This is a genomic window from Streptomyces sp. NPDC090119 (genome assembly GCF_044747085.1).
GTDB lineage: Bacteria > Actinomycetota > Actinomycetes > Streptomycetales > Streptomycetaceae > Streptomyces.
The window spans coordinates 203,435-223,976 of record NZ_JBIVDK010000005.1 but is presented as its reverse complement, the minus strand read 5'-3'; the positions used below and the strand labels follow the sequence as shown (position 1 = coordinate 223,976).

19 protein-coding genes are annotated in these 20,542 nt (G+C 72.9%); 12 read left to right on the top strand and 7 right to left on the bottom strand.

Translation table 11 applies throughout. The features are described 5' to 3' along the window. Window positions 1-244: 244 nt before the first annotated feature. Window positions 245-1,135, top strand: a complete 891-nt coding sequence (locus tag ACIPPM_RS22560) for an NAD(P)-dependent oxidoreductase (RefSeq protein WP_401450648.1) — start codon at window positions 245-247, stop codon at window positions 1,133-1,135. 44 nt (window positions 1,136-1,179) lie between these two features. Here the strand turns inward: ACIPPM_RS22560 and ACIPPM_RS22555 are convergent, their stop codons facing one another. Continuing rightward, window positions 1,180-1,872, bottom strand: coding sequence for a GntR family transcriptional regulator (locus ACIPPM_RS22555; protein ID WP_401450646.1), 693 nt, complete (start codon window positions 1,870-1,872; stop codon window positions 1,180-1,182). A gap of 152 nt (window positions 1,873-2,024) precedes the next feature. After that, the gene (locus ACIPPM_RS22550) at window positions 2,025-2,732 is read right to left on the bottom strand and encodes a TetR/AcrR family transcriptional regulator (RefSeq protein WP_401450644.1); all 708 of its coding nucleotides are present in this window, start codon (window positions 2,730-2,732) and stop codon (window positions 2,025-2,027) included. Window positions 2,733-2,776: 44 nt separating this feature from the next. Between ACIPPM_RS22550 and ACIPPM_RS22545 the strand changes: the two genes are divergently transcribed. Further along, window positions 2,777-4,249, top strand: coding sequence for an FAD-dependent monooxygenase (locus ACIPPM_RS22545; protein WP_401450642.1), 1,473 nt, complete (start codon window positions 2,777-2,779; stop codon window positions 4,247-4,249). A gap of 5 nt (window positions 4,250-4,254) precedes the next feature. Here the strand turns inward: ACIPPM_RS22545 and ACIPPM_RS22540 are convergent, their stop codons facing one another. Beyond that, a complete protein-coding gene (locus tag ACIPPM_RS22540; RefSeq protein WP_401450641.1) occupies window positions 4,255-5,640 on the bottom strand; it encodes an aspartate aminotransferase family protein in 1,386 nt (461 codons plus the stop codon). Window positions 5,641-6,072: 432 nt separating this feature from the next. On the opposite strand from ACIPPM_RS22540, the gene ACIPPM_RS22535 reads away from it, so the two are divergent. Next, window positions 6,073-6,657, top strand: coding sequence for a hypothetical protein (locus ACIPPM_RS22535; RefSeq protein ID WP_401450638.1), 585 nt, complete (start codon window positions 6,073-6,075; stop codon window positions 6,655-6,657). On the opposite strand, the gene ACIPPM_RS22530 is transcribed toward ACIPPM_RS22535, so the two are convergent. Beyond that, the gene (locus tag ACIPPM_RS22530) at window positions 6,654-7,472 is read right to left on the bottom strand and encodes an SLATT domain-containing protein (protein ID WP_401450635.1); all 819 of its coding nucleotides are present in this window, start codon (window positions 7,470-7,472) and stop codon (window positions 6,654-6,656) included. The two genes, ACIPPM_RS22535 and ACIPPM_RS22530, sit on opposite strands and share 4 nt — an antisense overlap. A 259-nt stretch (window positions 7,473-7,731) precedes the next feature. Between ACIPPM_RS22530 and ACIPPM_RS22525 the strand changes: the two genes are divergently transcribed. The 7 genes from ACIPPM_RS22525 to ACIPPM_RS22495 all read left to right on the top strand — a co-directional run bounded on the left by ACIPPM_RS22525 (window position 7,732) and on the right by ACIPPM_RS22495 (window position 14,250). After that, window positions 7,732-8,073, top strand: coding sequence for a YbaB/EbfC family nucleoid-associated protein (locus tag ACIPPM_RS22525; protein WP_164187785.1), 342 nt, complete (start codon window positions 7,732-7,734; stop codon window positions 8,071-8,073). A 52-nt stretch (window positions 8,074-8,125) separates the two neighbouring features. Beyond that, window positions 8,126-8,725 (top strand): recombination mediator RecR, encoded by a 600-nt coding sequence (gene recR, locus ACIPPM_RS22520; RefSeq protein WP_389004105.1) that lies wholly within the window; start codon window positions 8,126-8,128, stop codon window positions 8,723-8,725. Next, window positions 8,718-9,377 carry a DUF5063 domain-containing protein gene (locus tag ACIPPM_RS22515; RefSeq protein ID WP_401450631.1) on the top strand — a complete coding sequence of 220 codons (660 nt, stop codon included), beginning with the start codon at window positions 8,718-8,720 and terminating at the stop codon, window positions 9,375-9,377. Before recR ends, ACIPPM_RS22515 begins: the two co-directional genes overlap by 8 nt. A 164-nt stretch (window positions 9,378-9,541) precedes the next feature. After that, window positions 9,542-10,819 (top strand): aspartate kinase, encoded by a 1,278-nt coding sequence (locus ACIPPM_RS22510; RefSeq protein WP_361665151.1) that lies wholly within the window; start codon window positions 9,542-9,544, stop codon window positions 10,817-10,819. Continuing rightward, window positions 10,819-11,877 carry an aspartate-semialdehyde dehydrogenase gene (locus ACIPPM_RS22505; RefSeq protein WP_401450628.1) on the top strand — a complete coding sequence of 353 codons (1,059 nt, stop codon included), beginning with the start codon at window positions 10,819-10,821 and terminating at the stop codon, window positions 11,875-11,877. The genes ACIPPM_RS22510 and ACIPPM_RS22505 overlap by 1 nt, the downstream gene beginning before the upstream one ends. A 445-nt stretch (window positions 11,878-12,322) precedes the next feature. Next, window positions 12,323-12,907 carry a SigE family RNA polymerase sigma factor gene (locus tag ACIPPM_RS22500; protein WP_401451476.1) on the top strand — a complete coding sequence of 195 codons (585 nt, stop codon included), beginning with the start codon at window positions 12,323-12,325 and terminating at the stop codon, window positions 12,905-12,907. 68 nt (window positions 12,908-12,975) lie between these two features. Further along, window positions 12,976-14,250: a hypothetical protein gene (locus ACIPPM_RS22495; RefSeq protein WP_401450625.1), complete on the top strand. Its 1,275-nt coding sequence runs from the start codon at window positions 12,976-12,978 to the stop codon at window positions 14,248-14,250. 4 nt (window positions 14,251-14,254) lie between these two features. Here the strand turns inward: ACIPPM_RS22495 and ACIPPM_RS22490 are convergent, their stop codons facing one another. Both ACIPPM_RS22490 and ACIPPM_RS22485 read right to left on the bottom strand, forming a co-directional pair. Next, window positions 14,255-15,058 (bottom strand): SURF1 family protein, encoded by an 804-nt coding sequence (locus ACIPPM_RS22490; RefSeq protein WP_401450622.1) that lies wholly within the window; start codon window positions 15,056-15,058, stop codon window positions 14,255-14,257. A 51-nt stretch (window positions 15,059-15,109) separates the two neighbouring features. Then, the gene (locus tag ACIPPM_RS22485) at window positions 15,110-15,736 is read right to left on the bottom strand and encodes a TetR/AcrR family transcriptional regulator (protein ID WP_401450619.1); all 627 of its coding nucleotides are present in this window, start codon (window positions 15,734-15,736) and stop codon (window positions 15,110-15,112) included. A gap of 76 nt (window positions 15,737-15,812) precedes the next feature. Between ACIPPM_RS22485 and ACIPPM_RS22480 the strand changes: the two genes are divergently transcribed. After that, entirely contained in the window at window positions 15,813-16,772 is a 960-nt protein-coding gene (locus ACIPPM_RS22480; RefSeq protein WP_401450617.1) for a hypothetical protein, read from the top strand. A gap of 26 nt (window positions 16,773-16,798) precedes the next feature. Further along, window positions 16,799-18,607 (top strand): prolyl oligopeptidase family serine peptidase, encoded by a 1,809-nt coding sequence (locus ACIPPM_RS22475; RefSeq protein ID WP_401450614.1) that lies wholly within the window; start codon window positions 16,799-16,801, stop codon window positions 18,605-18,607. 36 nt (window positions 18,608-18,643) lie between these two features. On the opposite strand, the gene ACIPPM_RS22470 is transcribed toward ACIPPM_RS22475, so the two are convergent. Next, window positions 18,644-20,431 carry an NAD-binding protein gene (locus ACIPPM_RS22470; protein ID WP_401451473.1) on the bottom strand — a complete coding sequence of 596 codons (1,788 nt, stop codon included), beginning with the start codon at window positions 20,429-20,431 and terminating at the stop codon, window positions 18,644-18,646. Window positions 20,432-20,542: the final 111 nt, after the last annotated feature.

The window sequence follows — 20,542 nt, the reverse complement described above, 5'->3', positions numbered from 1 at the left end:
GCCGTTGGCCCGGTGGATGGCGCGGCGGTGTCGAGCGGTGCCGACCGGCGTGTGCACCGTGCACCGGATTCGCGCCCGACAAGTGCTTGCTGTCGCTATCGCTGACGGTCCTGGTTGGCGACAGTGAAGTCGCGGCCGCAGGAATCGCGAGTAGAAGCCGATCCGTGACGAGATCGAGCAGCTCTTCGACTTCGAGGCGGTCTCGCCACCGACGCTTCGAACGGTCTGACGGAGAGGAAGCGCATTGTCTGCCACCACAGGAGCCAAGACGTACGACGTGGCCGTGCTCGGCTGCGGACCCATGGGCGCCGCGCTGGCCCGCAACTTCGCCGCCAAGGGCCGCAGGACGGCCGCGTGGAACCGCTCCCCGGCCAAGGCCGAGGTCCTCGCGCCCCACGGAGTGACCCCGATCCAGGACATCGACGAGGTCGTGCGGTCCTCGAAACTGGTGGTCGCCTGCCTCTCGACGTACGACGCGGCGCGTGAGGCGCTCGCGGATGTCACCGACTGGAGCGGCACCACGCTGGTCAACGTCGGCACCGGCGCCCCGGCGCAGGCCGAGGAATGGCAGGCATGGACTGGCGAGCGCGGCGTTCCGTACCTCGACGGCGCGATTCTCTGCTACCCGCCGCAGATCGGCACCGAGGAGGGCCTGGTCCTCTACTCGGGCTCACCGGAGGCGTGGGCCGAACACGAGCAGACCCTGATGGCGACGGGCGTCCACGCGACACTGGTGTCGAGCGACGTCAAGGCCGCCGGCGTGCTCGACGCCGGCATCATGGGCGCGTTCTACGTGCCGGCGCTGAACGCCTACGTCGAGGCGGCGACCTACGCCCTGGACCAGGGCGTCGTCCCGGAGACCTTCGACGCGCTGAGCGAGATGCTCTTCCAGACCTTCGCCGTCAGGGCGAAGGAGTCGGTCGCCGCGATCGCGAGCGACCAGCACGAGACCGACATCGCCCATCTGAGCGCATACGCCGAGGGCAGCCGTGCCGGGCTCGACCTCATGCGGGCCACGGGCTTCAAGGCCAGGCTGCTCAAGGCCGCCGTGGAGAACCTGAACGAGGCCGAGGAGGCCGGCCTCGGAGGACTCGACTTCTCCGCCCTCACGAAGGTGGCGCGCACCGGCGGCTGAGTCTCCACGCCGTGGGTCGAGCTCCGGGCCGCCCACCCACGGTCCTAGTCCCCGGCGAGTTCCTCGACCATTTCCAGGGCGTGGGCGTTGGCTGCGGCAACGATGTCGCGGGCGGCCTCGGGGTCGTGGGCGGCGAGGGCGTCGACCAGGTCTATGTGGCCCGCCCAGAGGCGGCCGCGGACCTCGGGGAGGCGGCGGAGGTGCTGGACCGCGCAGACCCAGGAGCGGACGCGGAGGCGGTGCAGGAACTCCGCGAGGTAGGGGTTGCCGAACAGCACGCTCAGCTCGCGCCAGAAGCGCAGGTCGTAGCCGATGAGCACGGTGAGATCGCCCGCCGCGTTCGCCCGCTGGGCCTCCTCGCCCCGGCGGCGGACCGTGGCGAGGGCGGCGGCGGTGTCGGGGTCGTCGGGGGTCGCGAAGGCGGAGTGTCCCTGGCTGAGGACCCGGAACATGCCCTCGGTGACCAGGGAACGGGCCTCGATCATGCCCCGGTAGTCGGCCAGGGAGTACTCGGGGACCCGGAACCCCCGGTGGTGGTCGGCCTCCAGCAGGGCCTGCGCCGACAGGTCGACCAGCGCCTCCCGTACCGGCGTCGCGGACACCCCGTACAGGTCCGCGATCTCCTTCACGGTGAACGCCCGCCCCGGCAGCAGCCGCCCGGCCAGCACCTCGTCGCGCAGCGCGTCGGCGATCTGCTGTCGCAAGGTACTGCGCGTCACAGCGCCGTAGCCGGGCATCGTCCCGGAGTCTCCTCACACGAATGGGGCCGGTCTCGTACGCACGTGCCTATTTCCACTACCCCTTACGAGGACGTCACCTTACGCGTTCACCCCTGCCGGGCATCAGCCCCGGTGCCCTTTATGTGTGGGGGGATGCTGTGTGCGTCGCTTTAGGCGAGGCCGTCGATCATCAGGCCCACCGTGAAGTCGAACCGGTCGTGGCCCGTGCCCGAGGTCAGCTCGGCGGCGTGCCGGGTGGTGTGCGGGAAGGTGGCGGCGGGGAGGGCCGCGATCCGGCTCACCAGCTCGTCCCGGTCGGCGGGCCAGACCGCGTCGCCCTGCTCGGCCCTGCGGTGCGCGACGGACAGTTCCAGGCAGTACGCGGCCACGTACAGCAGCAGCGCGTCGATGGCCCAGGCCGCGCGCAGCGGGGCGACGCCCGCCGTGAGCAGCACCGCGAGCATGCCCTCGCTGACGCGGAGGGTCTCCAGGTCGGTCGGGGCCATGGCGAGCGCGGCGCGGGAGATGCCGGGGTACTGGAGGTACTGGTCCCGCAGGGCCTCGCAGACCCCTCGTAGCTGGTCCCGCCAGGTGGCCGGGTCGGGCTCGGGGAGGGTGAGGCGGGCGCACAGGCGGCCGATGAGGAGTTCGTCCAGGTCGGCCTTGTTGACCACGTGGGCGTAGAGCGAGGCGGGGCCGGTGTCGAGGGCGGCGGACAGGCGGCGCATGGTCAGCGCGTCGTACCCCTCCGTGGCGATGACGCCGAGCGCGGTGTCGACCACCTGGTCCACGGTGATCGGGTCCTTGCGGCGGCGGGGCCGGGTCGCGTCGGGGGACGGCGGCTGGTGGCGTGCCGTGCGGCGCTCTCTCGCGTTCACGGGGTCACTATAACTTGACACGAACGCTGTTCGTTCTTAGAACAGTGTTCGTGGATACAAGCGTGAAGGTGATCGTGGTCGGTGCCGGACCTGTCGGGCTCACGCTCGCCGCCGAGCTGGCGCTCGCCGGGGTGCGGGTCCAGGTGCTGGAACGGCGGACCGCGCCCGACCCGGCGATGAGAGCCCAGTCGATCAACGTGCCGACGGCCGAGGCGCTGGACCGGCGGGGGCTGCTGCCCGCCCTCGAACAGATCCAGCGGGAGACGCCGGGCGCGTTCGGCCCCCGCTTCACCGGGCACTTCGCGGGGATGCCCCTCGATCCCGGCCTGGTGGACTGGGCGGACCCCGAGCTGGCCGTCCACAGCGCTGTGGACGGAGCGCGGATGATTCCCCAGCCCCGGCTGGAGGCGCTGCTCGCCGAACACGCCGAACGCCTCGGGGTCCAGGTGCGGCGCGGGGTCGCGGTGACCGCGCTGGCGGACACCGGCGAGGGGGTCGTCGTCGGCACCGACTCCGGTCCGCTGCACGCCGGTTGGGTCGTCGGCTGCGACGGCGGGCACAGCATCGTACGCCGTCTCGCGGGCATCCCGTTCCCCGGCACCGACCCCGAGATCACCGGCTACCAGGCCGTCGTGGACATCGCCGACCCGGAGAAGCTGGCCGACGGCTGGTCCTGGTCGCCGCACGGCGTCTACCGGTACGGCCCCCAGCCCGGCCGCGTCGCCACCGTCGAGTTCGACGGCGGACCGGCCGACCGCACGGCCCCGGTCACCCTCGCCGACGTCCAGTCGAGCCTGCGCCGCGTCTCCGGTACGGACGTCACGCTGACGGGGCTGCGCGCCACCCCGACCCGCTGGACCGACAACACCCGCCAGGCGGCGGCCTACCGCGCGGGCCGCGTCCTCCTCGCGGGCGACGCGGCCCACGTCCACCCGCCCTTCGGCGGCCAGGGCCTGAACCTGGGCGTGGGCGACGCGGCCAACCTGGGCTGGAAACTCGCCGCCGTGGCCTCCGGCCGCTCCCCGGAGTCCCTGCTCGACACCTACGACGCGGAACGCCGTCCGGTGGGCGCGTGGGTACTGGACTGGACGCGGGCCCAGATCGGCATCCTCCGCGGCGACCCCAAGTCGGGCGCGCTCCGCGGGGTGGTGGCGGATCTGCTGGCCACGCGGGACGGCACGACGTACGCGGTGAAGCAGATCGCGGGGGTGACGCAGCGGATACCCCTGCCGGGGGACCATCCGTGGACGGGCCGGTACGTCCCGGACGTGTCGCTCGGCGACGGCTCCCGCCTCGCCGACCACGCGCACGAGGGCGGCTTCCTGCTGCTGGACCGCACACCGGGGGCGCTGTTCGCCAACCTGGCGAAGGGCCGGGCGCGGGTGATCCGGGACGACGGCACCGGGGTCGCGGGCGCACTGGTCCGACCGGACGGGGTGGTGGCGTGGGCCTCCGACACCACCGACCCCGTCGGCCTGGGACCCGCTCTCGGCCAGTGGGCCGGGGAAGGAGTCTGACCTGCTCAGCTCGACGTCGTGTACTCGTCCGCCGTGGCCAGCGCAGCGTCCAGTGCTGCCAGGCCCTCCTTCAGCTCGGGCTCGGTGATGTTGCAGGGCGGGACCACGTGGGTGCGGTTCATGTTCACGAAGGGCCAGATGCCGTTCTTCTTCGCGGTGGCGGCGAAGGCGGCCATGGGGGCGTTGGCCTCACCGGCCGCGTTGTAGGGGACCAGGGGTTCGCGGGTCTCGCGGTCCTTCACCAGCTCCAGCGCCCAGAACATGCCCGTACCGCGCACCTCGCCCACGCTGGGGTGACGCTCGGCCAGACCGGCCAGGGCCGGGCCGAGGACCGTCTCGCCGAGCCGCTTGGCGTTCTCCACGATGCCCTCGCGGGCCATGACGTTGATCGTGGCGACCGCCGCCGCGCAGGCCAGCGGGTGCCCGGAGTACGTCAGACCGCCGGGGTACGGGCGCTTCGCGAAGGTCTCCGCGATCGCGCCGGAGATGGCGACACCCCCTAGGGGGACGTACCCCGAGTTCACGCCCTTGGCGAAGGTCATCAGGTCCGGGACGACCCCCGAGAGGTCCGCCGCGAACCACTCGCCGGTCCGGCCGAACCCGGCCATCACCTCGTCCAGGATGAACACGATGCCGTGCCGGTCGCAGATCTCGCGGACCCCGGCGAGGTAACCCGGCGGGGGGATCATGATCCCGGCCGTGCCCGGAATCGTCTCCAGGATGACCGCCGCGATCGTGCCGGGGCCCTCGAAGGCGATCGTGGTCTCCAGGTGCTCCAGCGCCCGCGCGCACTCCTGCTCCTCCGTCTCCGCGTAGAAGCGGGAGCGGTAGAGGAAGGGCGCCCAGAAGTGCACCACGCCCGCGCTGCCGTTGTCCGACGGCCAGCGGCGGGGGTCGCCGGTGAGGTTCACCGCCTGCTGGGTGCCGCCGTGGTACGAGCGGTACGCCGACAGCACCTTCGGGCGGCCGGTGTGCAGGCGCGCCATGCGGGTCGCGTGCTCCACCGCGTCCGCGCCCGCGTTGGTGAAGAAGATCTTGTCCAGGTCGCCCGGGGTGCGCTCCGCGATCAGCCGCGCCGCCTCCGACCTCGCCTCCACCGCGAACGCCGGGGCGAACGTCGTCATCCGCCCCGCCTGCTCCTGGATCGCGGCGACGACCTCCGGGTGCTGGTAGCCGATGTTCGTGAACACCAGCCCGCTGGTGAAGTCCAGGTACCGCTTGCCGTCGTAGTCCCAGAAGTACGAGCCCTCCGCGCCCGCGACGGCCAACGGGTCGATCAGGTCCTGCGCGGACCAGGAGTGGAACACGTGCGCCCGGTCGGCTGCCTTCACGGCGGCGCCGGTCTCGGGGTCGGGGGTGGGGGTCTGCTCCGGGTTCGGCTGAGGCGTCATGCGGCCGAGGGTAGGGGGTGGGGGCGTCGTCGCGACATCGGCGGACTGTTGTGGGCGGGGGCGGGATGCGCGACAGGTTGTCGTGAGTGGGGACGCGTTTCGCGGGGTGCGGCCCTGTCCCGTATGCCCGCACTATCCTCGGGCCGTTGGCGCGCTTCGGGGGAAGGCGGTTGTGGGATGCGGGAGTTGGAGCCGGGGGAGGACTGGGACTGGGTGTTCGGGGCGGGTGCGGGTGCGGGTTCCGGGGCGGGCAACCGGCCTTCGGCCGGGTCCGGGTTCCCGCCCGCACCACCGGTGCAGCCATCGTCGCCGGGTGCGGGTGGCCCCGGTGGGGCGGACTCGCCGTCGGCGGGTGCTCGGGCTCCGGCCGGGGACGCCTCACCACCCTCGGCGGACGCGGGTCGCGTCGACGAGGGGCGGGAGCACGCCGCGGTGGGGGACGGGCGGGGGTGGGCGGTCGCGCCCCATGGGCACCCGCAGCCGGTCGGGGCCGAGGAGGAGGGGGACGCGCGGGACCGGCGTTCGACATGGCTGCTCGTCGTGGTCGCGCTGATCGTCGCCCTGGGCGCCGGGGGGACCCTGTACACGTTGTTACGGGGTGGCGGGGTGTCGGACACGGCGACCGTCGCGCCCGGCTCCGCCGGAGGGGACGTTCCGGAGCGCTACCTCGGCAGGTGGGAAGCCCGTCTCGACGGAGCGGGCACGCACCGGCTCACCCTGACCCAGGGGCGGGTCGGCGAGCGCGTGCTCACCCTGGTCGCGGACGGGGCCGACCAGCACTGCGTCTTCGCCGCGACCCTGGCCCGCAAGCCGGACACCGAGGGCACGCTACGGCTCACCGCCGCCACGGTGACCTCCGGAGCCCCCCTCTCCTCCTGCGCCCCGGGCACCCCCACCACCCTCACCCTCGCCCCGGACGGCCACCTGAGACGAACAGCGGCGACCGGGGCGGCGGCCGTGACGTACAGCCGGGTCGGCGCAGGGGAAAGTCGACCTACGCCCGAGCTGAGCCGCTAACGAGGGTCCGGCGGCCGTTGGCGGGGCATGTTGGGGCGGGCGCCCGGCGGCGGGGAGAGGTAGCGGGAGACGGGGGCGGGGTCGGCGGGCCGGGACGGCGGAGCCGACGGCGTCAGCGGCGGACGGCCGCCGCGGAACTCCCGCATCCAGTCCGCCGTCTCCGCACGGACCAGCTCCGTCACGTCCTCCGAGAAGCGGCGCAGGACGGCCAGGCACCGTTCCGCCGCCTCCCCCGCCGTGCCCTCCGCAGGACCCAGCACCTCACGCGCGCTCTCCGACGCCCAGTCGAACTGGAGCGCCTGCAACCGCCGTTGGACCGCCTGGGCGGTGGCCAGGTCCCGCATCCAGCCCGAGGTCAGCCCGAAACACCGGTCCGCGCCCGCGCACGCCGCCCCCAGCAGTAGCGCCAGATAGCCCCAGGGCGCGCACCCCGACACCGCGCCGGTCGCGTCCAGCAGGGGCAGCGCCGCCCCGACCACCACCCCCGCCGCCGTACCGCCCCGCAGGGCACGTGCCGCCCGGCGGCGCCACACGCGGTCCGCGAGATACCAGTCCGCCGTGCGCAGCGCACCCCGCTCCACCCACCGGTACAGCTCGTCCAGCCGCTCCGCGGGCTCCCCCCAGTCCCCCAGCGGCAACGCCCGCCCCACCAGATCACCGGAAAGCGGCCCAGACTCGTCCGCGACCGGCACACCCGTGTCCCGGTCGTCCGGCCGTGCCCCGCTCACGTCCAGGTCACGGGGAAGAGGAGTGCCCGAGGCCCCGTCGCGGCCCTCCTGCGGCGGACGGTCGGGTTGCTGCTCCGGCTGACCCACCCGGCACTCCCTACTGAACATGAACACCGATCGCGCGGCCATCACACCCCGTGGCGGCGCGAAGTGTCCTTCCTACCGCCCAACGGGTGGCGGAGGGCCCCGTTCGCGGGGTGGTACGCCCGGAAGAGGGGCGTGATCAGGTAGGGGGCCGGAGGCGATCTCACCCGAAAGAGTGGCAGGGCGAGGGCCGCCCGGACCACGTAGGCTCGTGCCGAGCAGAGAAGCGGTGCGCGAGAGCCAAGAAAGACAGGAGAACCCCGTGATTCCCGGTGGCGGCCAGCCCAACATGCAGCAGTTGCTCCAGCAGGCCCAGAAGATGCAGCAGGACCTCCAGCAGGCCCAAGAGGAGCTGGCGAACACGGAGGTCGAGGGCCAGGCGGGCGGCGGTCTCGTCAAGGCGACCGTGACCGGCTCCGGCGACCTGCGCGCGCTGAAGATCGACCCGAAGGCCGTCGACCCCGAGGACACCGAGACCCTCGCGGACCTCGTCGTCGCGGCCGTGCAGGCGGCGAACGAGAACGCGCAGGCCCTCCAGCAGCAGAAGCTCGGCCCGCTGGCCGAGGGACTCGGCGGCGGCGGCATCCCCGGTCTGCCTTTCTGACGCCGGGGCAACTACCGTACGTACCGCAAGGTCTTGAAGGAAAGGCAGTCCGTTGTACGAAGGCGTGGTCCAGGACCTCATCGACGAGCTGGGGCGGCTCCCCGGCGTCGGTCCCAAGAGCGCGCAGCGGATCGCCTTCCACGTCCTGCAGGCCGAGCCGACCGACGTCAAACGGCTCGCGCACGCCCTGCTGGAGGTCAAGGCCAAGGTCCGCTTCTGCGCGGCCTGCGGCAACGTGGCGCAGGAAGAGCTGTGCAACATCTGCCGCGACCCGCGGCGCGACCCCTCGGTCATCTGCGTGGTCGAGGAGCCCAAGGACGTCGTGGCCATCGAGCGCACCCGTGAGTTCCGGGGCAAGTACCACGTCCTGGGCGGTGCCATCAGCCCCATCGAGGGCGTCGGCCCGGACGACCTGCGGATCAGGGAACTCCTGGCCCGGCTCGCCGACGGCGCCGTCACCGAGCTGATCCTCGCCACCGATCCCAATCTCGAAGGCGAGGCCACGGCGACGTACCTCGCCCGCATGATCAAGCCCATGGGTCTGAAGGTCACCCGCCTGGCCAGCGGCCTCCCGGTCGGCGGGGACCTGGAATACGCGGACGAGGTCACCCTCGGCCGCGCCTTCGAGGGGAGACGACTCCTAGATGTCTGACGCCACGCTGCACGCCACGTCGCAGAACCCGGACGACTTCGCGGTCCAGATCGCCGACCAGGTGGAGAGCTTCCTGGTCGCCGTCACCGAGGTCGCCAAGGGCGACGAGCCGGGTTCCACCGTGCCTTTCCTGCTGCTGGAGGTCTCCCAGCTGCTGCTGGCCGGGGGCCGCCTCGGCGCCCACGAGGACTTCGTCCCCGACGAGCGCTACGAGCCCGACCCCGGCCCCGAGATCGACGCGGACGGCCTGCGCGAGAACCTGGCCCGGCTGCTGGACCCGGTCGACGTCTACTCCGAGGTCTTCGACCCCTACGCGCCCCGCACCGCGCCGGTCGCCGCCCGGATCTCCGACGACCTCGCGGACGTCATCACCGACCTGCGGCACGGCATGGTCCACTACCGCGCGGGCCGCACCGCCGAGGCCATGTGGTGGTGGCAGTTCTCCTACTTCTCCAACTGGGGCCCCACCGCCTCCGCCGTGCTGCGCGCCCTGCAGTCCGTGCTGATCCACGTCCGCCTCAACCAGCCCCTGGAGGAACTGGACGGCCTCGACACCGACCAGGACCTCGGCGACGAGGCGCTGGAGCTGGAGGCGGGCCGTGTCATGGCCGAGGAGATCGGCACCCCGCTCGGCATCCGCCAGGTGCGCTGACCGGCTCGTACGTGCTGTGACGCGGGGCACTTTCCGCGTGACGCACGTACCGCTGGGCAGGTTCGGGACCGGGCGGACGGCGTCTCACCATGCGGGAGCGCGATGGTGGATTTCGGACGCTCGATAGACTGAGCCGACACAAACGAACCGAGCGAGGAGCGCACGTGGGCCTTGTCGTGCAGAAGTACGGAGGCTCCTCCGTAGCCGATGCCGAGGGCATCAAGCGCGTCGCCAAGCGGATCGTGGAAGCCAAGAAGAACGGCAACCAGGTGGTTGTCGTGGTCTCCGCGATGGGCGACACGACGGACGAGCTGATCGATCTCGCCGAGCAGGTTTCTCCGATGCCTGCCGGACGTGAATTCGACATGCTGCTGACCGCCGGAGAGCGTATCTCCATGGCCCTGCTGGCGATGGCGATCAAAAAGCTGGGCCACGAGGCCCAGTCGTTCACGGGCAGCCAGGCAGGTGTCATCACCGACTCGGTCCACAACAAAGCCCGCATCATCGACGTCACGCCGGGCCGCATCCGCACCGCGCTGGACGAGGGCAACATCGCCATCGTCGCCGGTTTCCAGGGTGTGAGCCAGGACAAGAAGGACATCACCACGCTGGGCCGCGGCGGCTCCGACACCACCGCCGTCGCGCTCGCCGCCGCGCTCGACGCCGAGGTCTGCGAGATCTACACCGACGTGGACGGCGTGTTCACCGCCGACCCGCGCGTGGTGAAGAAGGCCCGGAAGATCGACTGGATCTCCTTCGAGGACATGCTGGAGCTGGCCGCGTCCGGCTCCAAGGTGCTGCTCCACCGCTGCGTGGAGTACGCCCGCCGGTACAACATCCCGATCCACGTGCGCTCCTCCTTCAGCGGGCTGCGCGGCACGTGGGTCAGCAGCGAGCCGATCGAGCAAGGGGAACAGCAGGTGGAGCAGGCCATCATCTCCGGTGTCGCGCACGACACCTCCGAGGCCAAGATCACCGTCGTCGGCGTGCCGGACAAGCCGGGCGAGGCCGCGGCCATCTTCCGGACCATCGCCGACGCGCAGATCAACCTCGACATGGTCGTGCAGAACGTGTCGGCGGCCTCCACCGGCCTGACCGACATCTCCTTCACCCTGCCGAAGACCGAGGGCCGCAAGGCCATCGACGCCCTGGAGCGCAACCGCGCCGGCATCGGCTTCGACTCCCTGCGCTACGACGACCAGATCGGCAAGATCTCCCTGGTCGGCGCCGGGATGAAGACCAACCCGGGTGTCACGGCCGCCTTCTTCGAGGCGCTCAGCGACGCGGGCGTCAACATCGAGCTGATCTCGACCTCCGAGATCCGTATCTCGGTCGTCACCCGCGCCGACGAGGTCCCCGAGGCCGTCCGCGCCGTGCACACCGCCTTCGGGCTCGACTCCGACACCGACGAGGCCGTCGTCTACGGAGGCACGGGCCGCTGATGGCGCGCACCGGTCGCCCGACACTGGCGGTCGTGGGGGCGACCGGAGCCGTAGGAGCGGTGATGCTCCAGATCCTGTCCCAACGGGCGGACATCTGGGGCGAGATCCGTCTGATCGCCTCCCCGCGCTCGGCCGGCCGCAAGCTGGCCGTGCGCGGCGAGGAGGTCGAGGTCGCCGCCCTCACCGAGGACGTCTTCGACGGCGTCGACGTCGCCATGTTCGACGTGCCCGACGAGGTCGCCGACCGGTGGGCGCCGGTCGCCGTCGCGCGCGGCGCGGTCGTCGTCGACAACTCCGGCGCCTTCCGGATGGACCCCGAGGTGCCGCTCGTCGTCCCCGAGGTCAACCCGCACATGGTGCGGACCCGGCCGCGCGGGATCGTCGCCAACCCCAACTGCACGACCCTGTCGATGATCGTCGCGCTCGGCGCGCTGCACGCCGAGTTCGGGCTGCGCGAGCTGGTCGTCTCCTCGTACCAGGCGGTCAGCGGGGCCGGGCGGGCCGGGATCGAGACGCTGCGCGCCCAGCTGTCCCTGGTCGCGGGCACCGACCTGGGCAGCGCGCCCGGTGACGTACGCCGTGCGGTCGGCGAGCTGACCGGGCCGTTCCCGGAGCCCGTCGCGCTCAACGTGGTGCCGTGGGCCGGGTCGTTGCGCGAGGACGGCTGGTCCTCGGAGGAGATGAAGGTCCGCGACGAGACCCGCAAGATCCTCGGCCTGCCCGCCCTGCCGGTCGCCGTGACCTGCGTACGGGTCCCGGTCGTCACCACCCACTCCCTCACCGTCCACGCCCGCTTCCAGGGCGAGGTCACCGTCGGCGGCGCCCGCGAGATCCTCGCCACCGCCCCCGGAGTCGTCCTCTGCGACGACCCGGCCGCCGGGGAGTACCCCACCCCGGCCGACGTCGTGGGCACCGATCCCACCTGGGTGGGCCGGGTGCGCCGGGCGCTGGACGACCCGACGGCGCTCGAACTCTTCGTCTGCGGCGACAACCTGCGCAAGGGCGCCGCGCTCAACACCGCCCAGATCGCCGAGCTGGTGGCCACCGAAATGGCGTGAGAACCCTGTGAGGTTCATGAAAGTCTCCTGGGGAATGTGGCCGGAACCATGGTCCAAACCACTTGTAACCAGCCCTGATCACGACAGAGGATTTCCCTCCCGGTCCTCCGCAACCGCGCGAGTACGGGGCGCGTCTTTGCCCTCACCCTGGTGCGGCGGGACACGGATTCCGGGCGCGGGGCGTCGCGGTGGGGCGTGGTGACGCCCTTTCAACTAGGCGTAGGGGAAGAGCGGGACGCATGGCGGCACTTGAGGAACTGTCGGTCGGCAGCACTGTGACGCCCGGCACGTACAACCCTCTCGGGGGTACGTGTGTCCAACTGGCGTGGCAGAGGTACTCGAACTCGCACCGGTTCTCTTCGAGCCGGGCGTACCCCCAGCAGTCCGTGGCGCGGCGGCGCTCCGGCCGCCCCGTGCGGCCCTCCGTCCGCGTGTGCCCGGCGGCATGCCGGTGATCGCGCCGATGCCCGCGGCGCGATCCACCCGCATACCCGGCCAGCGTGACGGCGCCGACGACACCGCGGGTGACGCGGCCGCCGGTACGACCGTCGACCATCTCACCGAGACCTACCGGGCGCACTACCGCTCGCTGCTCGGTCTCGCCGCGCTGCTCCTGGACGACACCGCTTCTTGCGAGGATGTCGTGCAGGAGGCGTTCATCCGCGTTCACTCGGCACGCAAACGCGTCCGGGACAAGGACAAGACCCTGGCCTACCTGCGCCAGACGGTCGTCAACCTCTCCCGGTCCGCGCTGCGCCGCCGCATCATCGGCCTGAAGCTGCTCTCCAAGCCGATGCCGGACATGGCGAGCGCGGAGGAGGGGGCGTACGACCTGCTGGAGCGGGACTCTCTCATCAAGGCCATGAAGGGTCTTCAGCGCCGCCAGCGCGAGGTGCTGGTGCTGCGCTACTTCGCGGACATGACGGAGGCCCAGGTCGCCGAGACGCTGGGCCTCTCGCTGGGCTCGGTGAAGGCGTACGGCTCACGGGGCATCGCCGCGCTGCGGGTGTCCATGGGAGCCCCGACATGAGCGAGCACGCCGAGTCAGCCACGGGGGCCGACCGACACGACAAGCCGACGCACGCTGGGAACGAAACTGTGAACGACGGCCCCCGCAAGGAAGAGCCCGCCCGTCTCGACGAGGAGCGGGGCGAGGAGGCCGAGGCCCGCGAGGCCGAGGCCCGCGAGGACGAGGTCGCCGAGGGCGCGCCGGACGAGCCGGCCGCCCAGGACTCGACCCGTCCGCTAGAACTCGACGGATTCGAAAGGCTGTTGGCGCTCGGCGGCGCTCCGTCCGGCGGTGAGCGCGCGGGCCGTGGCGGCCGGGGGATCGAGGCCGACGGGCTGGACGACGGTCTCGGGACGGACGAGCAGGCGCTGCGGCGGCTGCTGCACTCCGCCGTCGACGACATGGAGCCCCGCACCGGCTCGCTGGAGCATCTGCGGCGGGCCGTTCCCGCGCGGCGGGCCCGTAAGCGGCACGCGGCGGTCGGGATGGCGGCGGCCGCCCTGCTGCTCGGCACGGCGATCCCCGCCCTGGTCCATGTCTCCAACGCGGGCGGCACCGACCCCAACACCGCGATGGCCGGACAGTCCGAGCTGACGCAGGGCACCGAGGGCAAGGGCAGGACGTCCGACAGTGCCACCGGTGACACCCGCGGCACCGCGGGCGGCACCCCGGGCACCGGCAAGGACAGCGACGAGAAGGCCGAGCCCGGCAAGAAGGACGGCGGCGAGTCCGGTGCGTCCGGCGCCGCGGCCCCCTCGGCGAGCCTCGCCTCCGGCACCGCCGTCTGCACCCCGGCCCAGCTGGGCGTCACCGGCAGCGCGGGCGGCCCCGACGCGGGCGGCGCGGTCTACGGCAGCTTCCGCGTCGCCAACGTCTCCGGCACCCCCTGCACGGTCGCCGGTACGGGCCAGGTCGGCGCGGCCGCCCTCGGCGCGGCCGACCAGGCCAAGCTGAGCGTCGCCGCCCATGTGTCCGGCGACGGGGCCGGCGGACTGCCCGACCCATCGGTGACGGTGTCCGCGCTGGTGCTCCAGCCGGGCGGCGCCTACACGGAGAAGTTCGCCTTCGTGCCCTCCGAGACCTGCCCGGCACCGGGCGGCGGCGGCACCACCACCGGCGGCCCGCCGCCCACCGAGGGCCCCTCGCCCGACCCGTCGCCCACCCAGGACCCGGGCACGACCGCCGCCACGGACACCGGCGGCACGGTCGGCGCGGCCCCGCAGCTGCTCACGGCCGACGGTCCGGCGGACGGCAGCGTGCAGGTCACGTACAGCGCGGCGGCGGGCGGCCCGGCCGCCTCGGCCGTGGTGTCGGGTGCCTGCGCGGGGACGGTGTACTACTCCGGGATGCAGTCCGAGGGATAGCGGTTCAGACGGTGCTCGGTGTGCCGGCGTCCTCCGGGACGTCGGCACCGTCCGGTACGAGGCCCAGCTCGGCGTCGCGCGCGGCCTCGGCCTCGCGGCGCAGCAGCCGGAACCACATGAAGACCACGAACCCGGCGAAGACGAACCACTCGCCGGTGTAGCCGAGGTTCTGGAACGCCTTCAGGTCCAGCCCGGTCCCGACGGGCGCGGTCGCGGGCACCGCCTTCATCCCGGCGTTGCCCCGGTCGAGCGTGACCCAGGCCGCGTACAGCCGGTCCGGCACCAGGTTCACCAGGGAGGCCGGGCTGATCGCGCCGGTCTGACCGGTGGGCAGTCCGCCGCCCATGGGGACGCCGTTGCTGCCCGGCGACTCGGGGGCCTGGAGCGCGCCGGTGACGGTGACCTTCCCGGCCGGGGGCCTGGGCGCCTTCGCCGCGTCGGCGGTACCGGGCAGCCAGCCCCGGACCACGGGGAGGGACTCGCCGGTGGAGGTGCGCAGCAGGGTCACGACGTAGAAGCCGGTCTTCCCGTCCAGCTCGCGGCCGGGGGCCAGCAGCTGCCTGCCGTACTCGCCGCTGACCGCGACCCGCCGCCCCGAGGTGGCCTTGTCGACGGGCAGCATCTCCGCGAGCGGCACCGCCGTCTCGTGGCGGGAGTCCGCCGCCTGCTCGGTGGCGGCGCGATGGTCCTGCACCCGCCCCTCGAACCGGCTGAGCTGCCATGACCCCATGAACACGCAGAACGGGATGGCGAGCAGCACGAAGACGTTGATGCCCCACCAGCGGGGTGTCAGCAGAAACCGGTACACCCCCCAAAGGTACGGCGCCCCCTTTATCACCTTCACGCCGGGCCCGGCGTGTCAGCCCGGTACGGGATGCAGACCCCGGCAGAGGGCGTCGAAGGCACGGACCGCCTCGGGGGTGACGGCGCCCCTGACCTGGGCGGGGTCCTCGCCGGACAGCATCCGGTCCCGGATCTCCCGCAGCACCGCCCGGTAGGTCCCGGCCAGCGCGCCCGCGAGGAGGCCGGGCAGCGGGGGGCCGTACGGCGTGAGCGGCGGGTGGTCCGCGAGGGCGGCGGCGAGGGCGGCCTCGGCGTGCTCACCGATCTCCCGCTCGCGGGCGCGCAGGGCGGGGCTGTCCAGCACGACCCGCCAGAACCGGTCGGCGCCGGGGCGCAGGCCGAGGGTGGGCTCGTCGCGGGCGAGGGCCGACAGCAGGTCGTCGCGGACCGTCTCGACCGGACAGGCGGTGGCGGGGCGGCCGCGCACCAGGGTTGCCAGGCGCTGTTCCACCTCGGCCTCGCGGTCGAAGAACAGGTCCTCCTTGGCCGGGAAGTAGTTGAACACCGTGTTGGTGGAGACGCCCGTGTGCCGGGCCACCTCCGCCACGGTGACCCGGTCGAAGCCGTGCTCCAGGAACAGTTCCAGTGCCGCGTCGGCGATGGCCGTACGGGTCTGCCGCTTCTTCGTCTCTCGTAGCCCCACGGGCTCATGGTAGCGTCACCCCAAAATTGTGGCGACACCAAAAATAGGGTGACGCCAGATCGGGTGAGGGGTGGCCATGGGATTGACCTTCGGCATCTATCCGGGCGGGCTGCTGGGGGACGAGGAGGGAATCGTCCAGCCGGTCTCACCGGACGATCCCGGGCGCGTGACCGCCGCGCTGGACGCGCTCCAGGGCGACGCGCCGACGCTCACCGTCCGCGCCTACCGGTCCTTCGCCGCCACCGTGTCCCCGCCGCCGCCCACCCCGGCCGACCCGGAGCAGTACCTCGGGCGGGGGCGGCGGCTCGACCTCGTCCTCCAGTTCCGGGAGCCGACCGGGGCGCTGGACGGCTGGACGGAGTTCGTCCGCGAACAGGTCCGGGCGTACGGGCCCCGGCTGGCGTCGGTCCAGATCTGCGAGGAACCCAATGTGCGGCTGCCTTCCCTGGACGGCAGCGTGCCCGGTGTCCTGGACGCCCTGGTGCGGGGTGTCGTGGCCGCCAAGCGGGAGGCGCGGGACCTGGGGCATGCGGTCGCGGTCGGCTTCAACGCCGTACCGGTCTTCGACCCGGCCGACACCTTCTGGTCCGACCTGGCGGCGCTGGCCGACGACGAGTTCCGGGCGAGCCTGGACTACGTCGGCGTCGACTTCTTCCCCGACGTGTTCCGCCCGCTGCCCGCCGAGAAGCTGGCCGGGGCGGTCACCGCCGTACTGCGCTCCTTCCGCGACACGCACCTGCCGAAGGCCGGAATCCCCGGCACCGTCCCGCTCCGCGTCTGCGAGAACGGCTGGCCGACCGGCCCCGGCCGCCCCGAGGACCGCCAGGCCGCCACCCTGGACACCGTCGTCCGTACGATCGCCGCCCTCGCGGACCAACTCCGCGTCAACACCTACGCGTTCTTCTCCCTGCGCGACGCCGACAGCCACGGGCCCGGCCTCTTCCACCACTTCGGGCTGCTCCGCGACGACTACACGCCCAAACCCGCCTTCGCCACCTACCGGAACCTCATTGCCCAGCTCAGGGCTGTCCCCTAAGGCGTCGGACGGGTGATCCTAGGGGCATGGACAAAGCTGACGAAGCTGTGGAGATGCCCGACTGGGAGAAGCGGTTCCGCGCGCCGCGGGTCTCGCTGCCCGACTGGGCCGAGGACGCGCCCGACCGCTCGCTGTTCGTGTCGAACGCGACCGGCACCTACGAGCTGTACGCGTGGGACCGCGCGAGCGGTGCGCAGCGGCAGGCGACGGACCGGCCGAACGGCACCACGGACGGCGTGCTGACGCCGGACGGGACGTGGATCTGGTGGTTCGACGACAAGGACGGCGACGAGTTCGGGGTCTGGCGCCGCCAGCCCTTCGGGGGCGGCCCCGACGAGACGGCCGTACCGGGCCTCGCGCCCTCCTACCCGGCCGGGCTCGCCCTCGGCCGGGACGGCCGGACGGCCGTGGTCGGCCGGTCCACCGACGAGGACGGTACGACGATCCACCTCGCCCGCGCCGGTGAGGCGCCGGTGGAGATCTACCGGCACCGCGAGTCCGCGGGCGTCGGCGACCTCTCGCACGACGGCACGCTGATCGCCGTCGAGCACACCGAGCACGGCGACGCCATGCACAGCGCCCTGCGCGTGCTGCGCCCGGACGGCACCGCCGTCGCCGACCTGGACGACACCCGCGGCGGCACCGAGGAACTGGGCCTGGAGGTACTGGGCTTCGCCCCCGTCGACGGCGACACCCGCCTCCTCATCGGCCACCAGCGCCGGGGCCGCTGGGAGCCCCTGGTGTGGGACGTGGCGAGCGGCGCGGAGACGGACCTCCCGCTGGACCTGCCCGGCGACGTGGCCGCCGAGTGGTACCCGGACGGCACCGCCCTGCTGATCGCGCACGGTTTCGAGGCCCGCAGCGAGCTGTTCCGCTACGACCTCGCCACCCGCGAGCTGGACCGTATCCCCACCCCGCCCGGCACTGTCTCCGGGGCGACCGCCCGCCCGGACGGCAGCGTGGAGTACCTGTGGTCCTCGGCCGCCGAGCCGCCGGTGGTCCGCTCCACCAGCGGTGACGTCGTGCTCGACCCGCCCGGCCTGAAGAGCCCGGCCTCGGTCGCGGTGGAGGACGTCTGGGTGGACGGCCCCGGCGGCCGTATCCACGCCCTCGTCCAGAAGCCCGCCGGAGCCACCGGCCCGCTCCCGACCGTGTTCGACCTGCACGGCGGCCCCACCTGGCACGACAGCGACTCCTTCGCGGCGGGCCCGGCGGCCTGGGTGGACCAGGGGTACGCCGTGGTCCGCGTCAACTACCGCGGCTCGACCGGGTACGGGCGCGCCTGGACCGACGCCCTGAAGCACCGGGTCGGCCTGATCGAGCTGGAGGACGTGGCCGCGGTGCGCGAGTGGGCCGTCTCCTCCGGGCTCGCCGACCCCGAGCGCCTCGTCCTCACCGGCGGCTCCTGGGGCGGCTACCTCACCCTCCTCGGCATCGGCACCCAGCCGGAGGCGTGGACGGTGGGCATCGCCGTGGTGCCGGTCGCGGACTACGTCACCGCGTACCACGACGAGATGGAGGCGCTGAAGGCCATGGACCGCACCCTCCTCGGCGGCACCCCGGAGGAGGTCCCGGACCGCTTCGCCGCGTCCTCCCCGCTGACCTACGTCGACGAGGTCAAGGCCCCCGTCTACATCTCGGCCGGGGTCAACGACCCCCGCTGCCCCATCCGCCAGATCGACAACTACGTCACCCGGCTGAACGACCGGGGCGCCCCCCACGAGGTCTACCGCTACGACGCGGGCCACGGCTCGCTGGTGGTGGACGAGCGGATCAAGCAGGTCCGGCTCGAGATGGACTTCGCCCGGCGGCACCTCGGGGGCGCGGAGCAGTAGGACGGGGGCACGGGGGGGTCGGAGGAGCAGGACGGCTCAGCCGAGTTCCGCCAGACCCCGGCGGGTCGCCGCGATCACCACCCGGTCGTCCTTCGTGAGGAGACGGTCGGGTGGGGAGTCGGCCTCACCCTCCACCGCGAGGGCGCGCCAGACACCGGGTGCGAACGCGGCCGCCAGGGTCCGGCCCTCCAACTGGGGGCGGTCGGCGACGTCCACGGACGCGAACAGCAGCACCCGCCGCTCCACCGGGACCGCGCCCAGCACCCTGCGGCCCAGCATCGCCCCGGCGAAGGCGGGCGCCGACAGGTACGAGACGCTGCGGCTGCGGGTCGTGGCCAGCGGGTGCGCGACGCGCAGGGTGCGGTACACGGCGGTGGCGAAGTCGTCGTCGTACAGGCGCAGTACGGCACGCAGGTCGGGGCGGACCCCGCGCGCGTACAGGACGGCCTCCAGGTTGGTGGTGTCCGCGCTGGTCACCGCGAGCAGGGCGTGCGCCCGGTGGATCTTGGCCGCCTCCAGTACGCCCTCCTGCGTGACGTCCCCGATCACCACCGGCACCCGCAGTCGCCGCGCCACCGCGAGCCCGCGCGCCTCCGGGTTGCCCTCCACGCACACCACCGGGATGTGCAGCTCCCGCAGCCGGATCAGCACCCGCGTACCGATCTTCCCCAGCCCCAGCAGGACGACATGACCGCCGAGCCCGCGTGGCGGCTTCCGCAGCGCGGACTGCGTACGGAAGGTGCCGAGTCCCTCCAGCACGGCGGCCAGCAACACCGGAAGCAGCAGCAACCCGACCAGTCCGGAGAGGAGTTGGAGGATCTTGCGGCCCAACGGCTCGCCCAGCGCGGGATCGTCGATGGCGAAGAGGTCCAGCAGGGTCAGGTAGAAGGCTTTGACGGGGTGGATGCCGGTCACGATCGACAGGGCGACCGCGAGCGCGATCACACAGCCCGCCAGGACGGCCAGCGACCACCTCAACTGCTTGGAGAACAGGGAGGAGAGGGGCGGTACGCCACCCACGCCGAGCCCGTTCCCCGGCACCGCTCCCTCCGTCGCCGAGAACCGCTCCAGCAGCACCGTGGACCGGCCGCCCGCCCGCCTGACCTCCTCGTCGTCGGGCAGCAGCACCGGGCCCTCGTCGCTGCCTTCGGCGGACAGCAGCGCCAGCGTGCACAGGCCGCGCGGCGCGGGCACGCCGGGCGACGGCGAGACCCGTTCCACCGCCCGCAGCAGCAGCCCCTCCGCCTGGATCACCTTGCCGGTACCGGCCACGGCGGTCGCCGCGAGCGCGGGTGCGGCGGTGTCCGCGTCGGACAGCACGGAGGTGGTCGCGTCCCGGACCGCCTCGTCGTCCTCGCCCACCAACACAGCTGCCTGATCCAGGAGTTCCTCGATGTGCTGCCCCAGCCGACGGTTGTACAGCCGCAGTACGAGCCGCAGGCGCGGGTTGAGGCGCCGGGCGGTGAGCGCGGCACGGATGTTGGTCTCGTCGTCCTCGTAGACCAGCGCCAGCGCGGCCGCCCGCTCCACCCCGGCCTCGGCGAGCACCTGCTCGGTCAGGAACTCGGTCTCCAGCACCCGTTCCCCGCCCCGGCGGTGGGCCACCGCGGCGGGTTCACCGCCCGGCACCGGGCCGCCCCGGCCGACCGCCACCGACACCACCCGGTCGAAGAGCGCCGCCGGAGCCGACCGGGGCCGCCCGACCACCGGCCGCCGCGCGGTGCGCGCGTTCGGCGGCACGACGAGCACGACCTGCTCGCCGTAGACTCCGCGCAGCTCGGCGGACAGCCGGTGCGCGAGACCGTCGTCCCCGCACACCACCATCGGCGCCGCCGCGCCACCTGAACCGCCCTGATACGGAACGCTGTTCGCCACGAGGGAAAAGACTGCCCCAAGAAGGCAGCCGGTTCCAGTGATCACCTGAACGGCCCCATC

Bases quoted from the DNA above. Each gene is read 5' to 3' on its own strand.
- ACIPPM_RS22555 (WP_401450646.1), bottom strand. From the start codon at position 1,872: ATGCCCGGCTACGGCGCTGTGACGCGCAGTACCTTGCGACAGCAGATC.
- ACIPPM_RS22540 (WP_401450641.1), bottom strand. From the start codon at position 5,640: ATGACGCCTCAGCCGAACCCGGAGCAGACCCCCACCCCCGACCCCGAG.
- ACIPPM_RS22515 (WP_401450631.1), top strand. From the start codon at position 8,718: ATGTCTGACGCCACGCTGCACGCCACGTCGCAGAACCCGGACGACTTC.
- ACIPPM_RS22505 (WP_401450628.1), top strand. From the start codon at position 10,819: ATGGCGCGCACCGGTCGCCCGACACTGGCGGTCGTGGGGGCGACCGGA.
- ACIPPM_RS22500 (WP_401451476.1), top strand. From the start codon at position 12,323: ATGCCGGTGATCGCGCCGATGCCCGCGGCGCGATCCACCCGCATACCC.
- ACIPPM_RS22480 (WP_401450617.1), top strand. From the start codon at position 15,813: ATGGGATTGACCTTCGGCATCTATCCGGGCGGGCTGCTGGGGGACGAG.
- ACIPPM_RS22475 (WP_401450614.1), top strand. From the start codon at position 16,799: ATGGACAAAGCTGACGAAGCTGTGGAGATGCCCGACTGGGAGAAGCGG.
- ACIPPM_RS22470 (WP_401451473.1), bottom strand. From the start codon at position 20,431: ATGGTGGTGTGCGGGGACGACGGTCTCGCGCACCGGCTGTCCGCCGAG.